The organism is Ruegeria sp. L12 (assembly GCF_056531745.1).
This window is the reverse complement of record NZ_JBQFMH010000008.1, coordinates 211,602-220,613: the sequence shown is the minus strand read 5'-3', so window position 1 is coordinate 220,613 and position 9,012 is coordinate 211,602. Positions and strand designations below refer to the sequence as shown.

3 protein-coding genes are annotated in these 9,012 nt (G+C 54.2%); all 3 read right to left on the bottom strand.

All coding sequences use genetic code 11. The annotated features are described in order from the left end of the window. Positions 1–244: 244 nt before the first annotated feature. The 3 genes from ACR0K9_RS14505 to ACR0K9_RS14495 are packed head-to-tail and all read right to left on the bottom strand — an operon-like array spanning position 245 to position 8,960. A complete protein-coding gene (locus ACR0K9_RS14505) occupies positions 245–5,602 on the bottom strand; it encodes an FtsK/SpoIIIE domain-containing protein (RefSeq protein WP_480824190.1) in 5,358 nt (1,785 codons plus the stop codon). Then, positions 5,599–7,128, bottom strand: coding sequence for a hypothetical protein (locus tag ACR0K9_RS14500; protein WP_480824188.1), 1,530 nt, complete (start codon positions 7,126–7,128; stop codon positions 5,599–5,601). The genes ACR0K9_RS14505 and ACR0K9_RS14500 overlap by 4 nt, the downstream gene beginning before the upstream one ends. Further along, a complete protein-coding gene (locus tag ACR0K9_RS14495; protein WP_480824186.1) occupies positions 7,125–8,960 on the bottom strand; it encodes a hypothetical protein in 1,836 nt (611 codons plus the stop codon). The genes ACR0K9_RS14500 and ACR0K9_RS14495 overlap by 4 nt, the downstream gene beginning before the upstream one ends. Between the last annotated feature and the right edge of the window lie 52 nt (positions 8,961–9,012).

The window sequence follows — 9,012 nt, the reverse complement described above, 5'->3', positions numbered from 1 at the left end:
ATCAAAACGCGGCGTAAATTGAAACTACAGCGAGCCTGAGCCTCCAAAGCCAATCAACCGCTCGTGTTCCAAATCATTTGATGACAGACAATGATCTGGTTGAGCGAACGAAATTGTTGGTAATTTTGTTCGTAGGCGGACTGTTCAATACTCATTGAAGGCGTTCTTTGGTGGAATTTCATCTACGACTTGACGAAATAAGGAAGTGGTTCCCAGCCGGGATGCGGCGTAGCACCCAAGCTGGCTACAAAGTTCCTCCATCACGCCAAGCCGCGGTGATCAGTGCCGCGAGTTCAGCCATTTCATCCTCATCAGCAAATGGAACCTGAGCGAGCATGATATCGGCTTCACCTGAGAGCTTGGCAGCGAGATGCCCGCGTCCAAGCAAGCGTTCGGCTCCCGGCTCATCGAGAACCAAGTTGGAATTGCGCTTGTCGGCAACTTTGAGAACGAGCCGGTTGGTCAGGTTCGCCCTGAGTTGCATCGGCAGAGCGTCTTTGTCAGGGCGCTGTGTGATGAGAACCAGATTGATCCCTGCTGCGCGTGCTTTCACGCCGAGACGACTGGCATTCAGTTCAACCGCATCGCGGTAATCGTCAATCAACATCCAATCGGCAAGCTCATCATGGAACACCCATATGCGTGGCAAGCGCTCGGACGGTGCTACCTTCTTGTTGTAGTTCGCGAGTTTGGTTACGCCCGCATCAGCAAGAAGGCGATTGCGCCGCTCCATTTCTTCAACAAGCTCTTGGAGCGTTTCGACGGCCTCTTCCCGAGTAGTGATAAGATCACCATCAAGATGCGGCATTCGGCGCAGCCAAGGGAAGTCGATTCCCGCTTTCGGATCGATCATTCGGATGCGTGCGCTGTTAGGCGAGTTCGTAGCACAGATGTCCAGAAGCAAACATTGGACGAGAACACCTTTCCCGCTGCCCGTTTCGCCCGCGATCAGAGTATGGGGGCCATGTGGATGAAGGCCTGCAAATCCATCTCCAACATTCAGATAGAGTAATTCGCCATCTGACTCACGCGCCCCGAGAAGAAGGCTTGTGTTAGTTTCGGGCGCGCTATCCGGAAGCTCGCGCTGACGCCAGAGGTCTCTGAGATGAAGGACGGCTCGCTTCGGACGCCCGACCATGATGATGACTTCCATGGGCGCGGCGAGTACATTGATCACATTGATTGCGTGTGAAGTTAAGAGCTCTTGGCGTCGCCGTTCGACCTTAGGAAGTGTCAGATCATCAGAGCCCCTGAAGCGCACGAGTGCTGCATTGGGTGTCAGCCGTGAACCTATGAGCTCGGCGGTCATGTCGTAGCCCCGGAGCGCGCGCTGGAGCGCCGAGACTGTATTTTTCAGCCACTGCTCGGCTTCGTCATCACTTTCAGCGGACTCCTCGCCAATCCACTGCAAGAGCTGCGCGGAAGGCAGCTTTGAATCCGGTGGCAATGCAACTGATGTTGACGGCGGCGGCGTGTCAGGTTGCTCGTCCGTGGCGGGTGGCGGCGCGGGCTGAACCGGCTCAGTTTGCGCGTCCGCAGGTTCAACAATTGCCTCGTCCGGTTTGACTTCGGGGGCTACGGTTGCAGTCTCCTTCGCTGCTGTCTTTTCTGGAGCGGGCTTTTTCTCGGCGGCGGTTTCGTCTGTAGTCGTGTCAACATCAACAGAAATAAGAGCTGCTGCCCAAACATCGTCCGTGTCTTTGGCCCCTCCCACCTTTTCCTCAGTTCCGGCAGCAAACGACCTTAGCGCCGCCGCGACGCGAGGCTTGTCAAAAACCTGCTGATGACAATGGGGCATGCCACTGAGCGGCACGGGCTCGCCTGCATCGACATATTCGTCATCGTCGTGGACAAATACATGGGAAAATCCAGCAAGAATAATTCTCACATTGTCTTGCCTGACTTCATCAGACCATCGGTGCAAGTCCCAGCCATCAAACAGGGCAGGATCAAATGGCTCCATACCTTCGATGATGAAATCCCCGAGGCGATGCAGCCACGATTCCCGGTCGATCCGTTTGTGGTTAGGATCAAGCGCGCGTCCGAGACGCGAAATGGTTTCTTCGAGCTGTTTCGCGGATTTCTTGGCCTGTCCTTTGTAACCGTTGGAACCCACAAATTTCGCTTCAGCGATTGCGATACGCAAAACATGCTCGCCGTCTTCAATACGAGGGGCAATCGCCATGATATCGGCGATTTGCTCTTCGCGCTGGCCAAACCAGGACGCATAATCGTCAAGGAAATACCACCCGATTGGAAGGGCACGGTCGCCCAGACTAGATTTTAACATTTCCATCGACAGGACAATGCCGAGAAGCTCGTTCGCATAGTGACCATAGCGGGCGGCCCGCATCACAACATGCCCGGACAACGTAGTAGCTTCGTCAATCAGCTTCGTGATGGGCGTATCGCCATGAGCGTTAACGATGCCAGGATCGATACGATTAAGGCGTTCCCTAAGCAGGGTTTGAAGCAAACGCGGCTTGGAAGTCGTAGAAACGGTGATGTTTCGATCTACGCTGCGATCATGGATGTGGCGAATGACCTGGATGCCATTGTTTGCAAGTAGTCGCCGGTCAACAAGCTCATCGAAGTTTACAACCCACTCACCGATCCGATGTGCATCGTTAAATACATCTCCGACCTCGGCATCCGAGAAGTTGACTTCGCGCGCCGGAATGACATCACCGCTCTGAGCATTTTCGCCGTGAAGAAATGTTTGGACCGCGTTCAGATAGACTTGACCGATCCAAGGCTGGACGGGTGCCGTCAGATAGACTGACGTGGAATTGTCAACCGCACTTACCGGCCTTCGGCGCGACCACGTGTGAGGGATGTGTTCGAGCAGCTCCGGGCGCCGCTCTACGGGTGCCTTTTTCCAGACGACCTTAGCATTGCGTGCAATGACATCTTGAAGGGCAACGAGGTCGGACGCGCGCGTATTGTCGCCCTCGGGAAGATCATTCGAGTCCAGAAAGCCTACCCGTAGGCGCGAAAGGAAGTTCCTCGCAGCTTCGCTGGCCATGACTGACCCGGAGTCGTCCCCGACGGCAACGTTCTGTTGCTCGTAAATCTTCCGCATCCGCATCGGATGTGAGTGCGTGAGCAAGAGGTCGCACTGGAGATCGTTTTCTTGCTGGACCTTGTTCGAAAGCTCACTTGCCAAAGCGCCCGGCAAAGCCTTCGATTCCGCGTTGTAGAGAACAACTGAGAAGTTATTCTGCTCGTGAGGCAAGAGTTTCAAAAACTGTTCGCCGACGGCGCTGAACGCACGGGCTGCAATACCGGGTTCGATATCAAGGGCGTCGTCGCCGTCTGCGCTTGCTCTGCGCTGCGGAGGCTCGGCGAGCGAGTAATCAAACTTGCTTTCGGTGAGGGAAAGCAAGGTGGGCTTGCCGTCGTCAAACCCGATGCAAACTTCGGGATAGTAATCCGCAAGCAATTCCGCCTGTTTTTGCTGGAATAACAAATCAGCGCGGAAGATGTCTTCCTCGCCCGCATGAAGAACCGCATTTACTGTCTTCGCCACCTGAGCGGCTTTAATGTGAAGCTCTGCCATCCGCAGAGGATGCCAGGGCAAAACGATAGCAGCCGGTGCCCCGCTGCCGACGTTCGCGGTACCGATGCGCATGCACTCTTTCCAGAGACTCTCGCGCGCACGGTCGTTGTTGGCATTTTCATGCAAGGCATGAAGAAGCTCCCCGAAGGCCTGTGCTTGGATCAGCAATGCTTCTGATGAAATCCCCTTGCCGTCGGTTCCGGCCCAATCGCGAATGGCCAGCTCATAACCTTCTGTGAATTGCAGGAAAGCCGTGCGGATCGCATCGATGCGCGGCGCGGCAAGGACGCTCGATAAATCGTCCAAGGCATCTAGAAAAGCTGCCGCACGGTCGCCGCTTTCGCTATTCGGCGCGACCATGACGCCGTCGTTCCCATTGCAAACATCGCGAATGGTGTTCACATCGGTTAGATCAATACGCTGGATTTGCCCCTTGGCGCTTATCGACTGTCTGGTGATGTCCGCTGTTGGAAGAAGGGCGTGATCGCCGGTCTCATTGGCGATGCGGACAAGATCATCGGCCATACTTGTTGCAAGAGCACCGACCGGCATCTCCCAAACGAACAACAGCTTGGCCTTCACACCGGCCGGATCAAGTTCCACCTCAAATTTCAGACTGCGGGCCTCTCGGGCGCCCGAGGTGTTTTTCTCAAGATCGCTATCGAGATGCGGAAAGTAGAACTCATTCAACTTGCCGAAGTCGAATGTAACATCCGCCCCAAATAGCTCCTGAATGCCGCGATAACGCACCGCGAAATAGCGCGCGATCTTCGCGTTCTTTGAGCGCCAAAAACTCTTCTCGCGACTGCGCGGAATTCGTACAACGACTTTGTTCTCGGTAATCTCGTCATCGCTCGTTCGCTCACGCAAGCGGTGCAGCGTGGCGATAAAGCCGACAAAGAAGTCGTCAAATTGCTGCGGGTTACTGTAAATATACTTTTCCCAAGTGCTGTAGAGCTTTTTATCGCGCGCAATATGCTCTTGGTGCTCTTCAAAAAAATCCTTGAGATCACTTGTCGGATCTTTGGGAAAGGCTGAACCTAAAAGGTTGCGTTGATCTTCATTGAGCGGATCATCGAATTCGTCTTCAAAGAACTCTATCGTACGTTCACCCAATGGAAGGCTATCGACCTTTTTCAGCCCCTCAAAAACCTCATAGATTGAGCGCCAATCCAGATTGACAAGGTCAGTTTGGCTGCTCGTCCAGCCGTCTGCGGATATGTCACTGTCCAAAAAAGCTGAAATGACAGCTTTTTCCGAATCCGTTAACCGCTCGCTTACAGCATCGAAATTTTTTGCCAGAGTTTCGTCAAGCGGATCGCCACGCTCGCTCTCACGAGAGAGAAGTGGCCGGGTTTTTTGATGCAAACGCCTGAATATCTTTGCCCATTCGGAAGGGTTGTCGCGTTTGTTCTCTGCAATGCGATCAAATTGACCTGCATAGCTCGGCAGGCGCAACGCGGGGAGCGCGCTGTCTACGGCCTTCTGTAGCGGCAGCCCCTTTGAAAGGGTGGCATTGGCGATTTGCAGCACGAAGTCGGCAAAATGCTCTATCGTACGTGCAGCATAGGTTTCATTCGCCGCTTTTAGGGCGGCGCGAAGGTGGGCGCGCTTTAGCTTGTCTAGATGCGCTTGTGTTAAGCCCGCTTGTTCGATCCAGGTTTCATAGAGCGTACGCAGCGCATCCGTTTCAATTTTCGTTATCTTTTCAACGCTCTTATCGTTGCGTTGCAGTTCTTCTTGGGAGGCAACGAATAGAACGGCACGTTTACCTTCCGGGAGGCGGCAATGACGCCAGTGCGTGATGGATTCATCGCTACGTAGGTCTGCGGGAAGCTCGTTATCGGGATCAAATGCCGTCGCGATTTTGCTCAGCATCACGGCACGTATGTCGGCATCGCTGTCAGCGGCGCACGCTATCGCGCGAACGATAGTCGGCTCTAGCCCTAGCATGCAGATACGCAGCGTACCTTCCGGCTCATTGTCAAGCTGTGTCTTAATGTGTTTCAGCGCAACTGCGGCGATGAGCTCATTCCGTGTCATGCGCGCCTCCGAAATGGGTTTTCTACATATGCGCAATCGTCCGACAGGCGGCGCAACAGGCCGAGAGTGCGAAGGCGCTGTTCGAGACGTTGAGCGTTTTGGGTAAATGCGTGTTGGTCTGTCGGCAGACTGCCGAAAGCCTTTTCCGCCTCCGGCGCCGCAATAACAAGGCGGAAGCGCTCATAGAGCTTGGCGAGAAAACGGTGATACTCTTCGCGGCCATCTTCGACGGTACACATGACCAATGCTTTGAGAAGAGAATCGCTTGGCGCGTACCATGTCCCAACCCCGCGCCGCGAAACGGTCAAGCCGATCTGGCGTGTCCACTCGTTGTGAACCTTCGCAACGTGTTGCTGGTGTCGCTTTTCAGCATAAGAACGAAGTACAGAAAAAATTGCATTTGGATCGCCACCCACAGGGGCATCTTCGGGTTTCCAGGCAAAGCGGTCTGCAAGATAGGTGCGCACGGCATCCGCGGGAACACGTGCAGCGAGGGCGTCGTGCCAGCCTTGATCATTCTTGGCATTTTCGACATGTGCACGCACCGCGCGTAGCGTTCCCATGCGGTTCGCGCGAAGGCTCTCGGAGGAAAGTTCAAACAGCGTCGTTTTGCTTGGAGCCGCAATTTCGAGCACAAATTTCGGCTCAGCATTGTCACCGATTTCTTCGCCTGCACGGCGCAGCATATAAAGCAGCATATGCAGCGAAGAAAGTCTGACGAGCGGATCAAATAGCGCGGCGCCGGGAAGATCGAGCTGCAAGAGTTGTTGCCAGGTTTGTGCAAGCTCTTTGTATTCGTCCCTGTCCGCGTACGGCAGATAGCCAATTGCACTCGATATTGCCCCAGAATCGCTGCGATAATCTTCGGGCAAAAGGGCCTTTGCAACGCGGTTCCAAGGGTCGGTTTCTACAAGCAAACGCTTGTTAATCAGTTCAGCGATTTCTGGTCCGTGACCGCTGCGGCAGAGCATCAGATAAAGCAATTCACCGCCGCGGGCGAAGAAGCGGCGATCCGGGCTACCTTGAGGATTTCCCGGTAAGTCGGCGTAAAGACAATTCGGTCCGTAGGGAAAGATGAAGCGCGATGTCCATCGCCTTTGCCTGTGGGGCTCTACGGCTGTGTTCTGGAAGTACTCGACAACATGAGTAAGCCTTGAGAACTCCCCGAAGCGGTCCCGCAGAAACGAGAAATCGTAATCCCCATTGACCTGTTTCAGCCAGGCTGACCATTTCTCGCTGTCGTTGCGCTTGGTCGCGTCAATATGCTGGATGTGGGGGTTGTTAAAAACAAGATCGCGGAGCGGGATAAGGCGCGGCACATGGTAGGTTATGACTTCATGGGCGCCGTCCGCGCGCGGTTCGTCGAGTGCACGCCCATCAAGATGCCGTCCCCGAAATACGGATAGGAATTCAAGGAAGACCAACCAAGGCGTTTGATCGTTGTAAAACCGATGCCCCCAGATGGCCTCATCGACCCAGACATTGACATCTTTTTTGAATTTTTCAGGTGCAGGGATCATGCTCATTTTTCCCCCACTCTGATGCGAATATTGTCGGGCTGGGGTCTTCCGTGCTCATCGACTTTGACTGCTTGAACCCTAATTTCGTTGGGCCTTGGTTCATCACCGATAATCGGCATGAGGTGCTTGATGACACGCAGTTTGAAATCAAGAAGATCTTCATAGCATTGCCGGGAGAAACTCGCGGGCAAGCTGCCTTTAGCCACGCGCATGAGGTACTCGAAGTGCGTAATTTGAAGCTCTAGCTCATCGATCACGCTATCCCCGTCGGCTGCTGGATCGACAATCATCATACGCGGGGTAAGGCCGTCCTGCGCGAGCCCGAAATCGAGATAAGGATCGCGTCTGTGGCGGGAGACGCCGATGTCGAAGTTCAAAATCGAGGCAATGCGGCCTCTGCCGTCACCACCTGATGAGGCGAGGTAGAGCCTATCACCTTCGTCGATCATCATGCCGCAGAACGTTCGATTCAGGCCCCGGACAAGGATTTCAGCGATGCGTGAGGCGTCATCACCGGCAGCAAGCCTTTTGCCAAATTCGAGAAACGTTCCAGAGGATTGATAGACGCTTAGCGACCAAGGCGAAAGATCGCTATCGAGCGGCAAAGAAAAGAAAAGCCGCTGCCGTTGCAGCGCGAGGGCGCGCATGAATTCTCCCAAGTTCTCACGCTCCCCTTCGAGGTAGTCGCGGAGATAATTCCTGTAAGCGCTACCGCCATAGTAGGGGTCATTTGCAATCAGGGCTTGGTAGTTCTGCTCATCGTCATAGGGGCCGTAGATCAGAAGGTTGTCGATCTTGTTGTCGGTCTCCCGGCCGATACCAAAGGCTTCCAGTGTGGAAAATGCCTGATACTGTTGGCGCTGGCGCGGCCGCAGATTGGCTCCGAACGCGTTGGCGTAAGGATTTGTCTCGCGATAGGCCTCGCTTTCGGCTCGGTTCATTGCCTTCCGGCATGTGAGGAGGCTTCGCGATTCATGATCCCCCAGGATGATGTTTACGCACAGCAGCAACAAATCGCGGATAGGCAGATGCATGCGATTAGCACGCGCGAGTTTGAGAAGCTCGGACAAACGGTGGCGAAAGGGCGAGACACCTTCATCCGTACCACGCAACCTGTCGCGGTTAATTCTGATTGGGCATTTCGTCGATCCGTCCTCGGAGAGCAGCGTACACCCCTCGCACTGCCGCCACTGCGGGTGTTCAGTTACTTCCGTTAGGATTTCCTCAAAGTGCTCTGAGCCGTCAAGATGGCTCAGGTTATAGAGAAGGAGAGACAGGTCCTTGCTTGTGGTCTTTTCGTCGACAAGCATTTCTTCGATGGACTTAAAGTCCTGGTAGTATTCACCGCCACGGGATTCTGCGAAATCGCGCCAGCTTGCGAGCAATTGCCCGTCATTGGCGGCTACAAGATAGATGTTACGCGTGTCTTTATCGCGGACAGCATCTGCCAATTCGGGCAGAATGCGCTCCTTTTCCGCGACCGTGAGTTCGCTTAGGTCCTTTACAATTTGCAGGTGTTTCCCTGAAGACGGAAGCTGTAACTCAGCGGCTTTGGTTCCGTCTCGCCACTTATCAGGATCACCGCCAAAATGTTCCCAAACCCGGCGACAGTGGTAGGTTTTTCCGTCCCCGGCCGTGCCGGTCAGGATGACGTTTTTAGGCTCTTCGGCTTCAAAGTTCTCAATGACTTCACGCAACCGCGCGGGCGGTATATTGATAGGTCTTTCTATGCCGTAGTGCTCAATTTCAGTCTGTATGAGCTCGTCATACATGTTGTCGCTTGCCGGTATCGGACCGTAATGTCTTAAAAAGGCGACAAGGCTGTTCGAATGGGACATATACTTCTCCGCTAGCCCTTTTCTTGCTGTATTATAAGCTCCTAAAAATCAT

What these genes read in the sequence shown, in the direction of transcription:
- ACR0K9_RS14505 (WP_480824190.1), bottom strand. Translation starts at nt 5,602, where the DNA reads ATGACACGGAATGAGCTCATCGCCGCAGTTGCGCTGAAACACATTAAG.
- ACR0K9_RS14500 (WP_480824188.1), bottom strand. Translation starts at nt 7,128, where the DNA reads ATGAGCATGATCCCTGCACCTGAAAAATTCAAAAAAGATGTCAATGTC.
- ACR0K9_RS14495 (WP_480824186.1), bottom strand. Translation starts at nt 8,960, where the DNA reads ATGTCCCATTCGAACAGCCTTGTCGCCTTTTTAAGACATTACGGTCCG.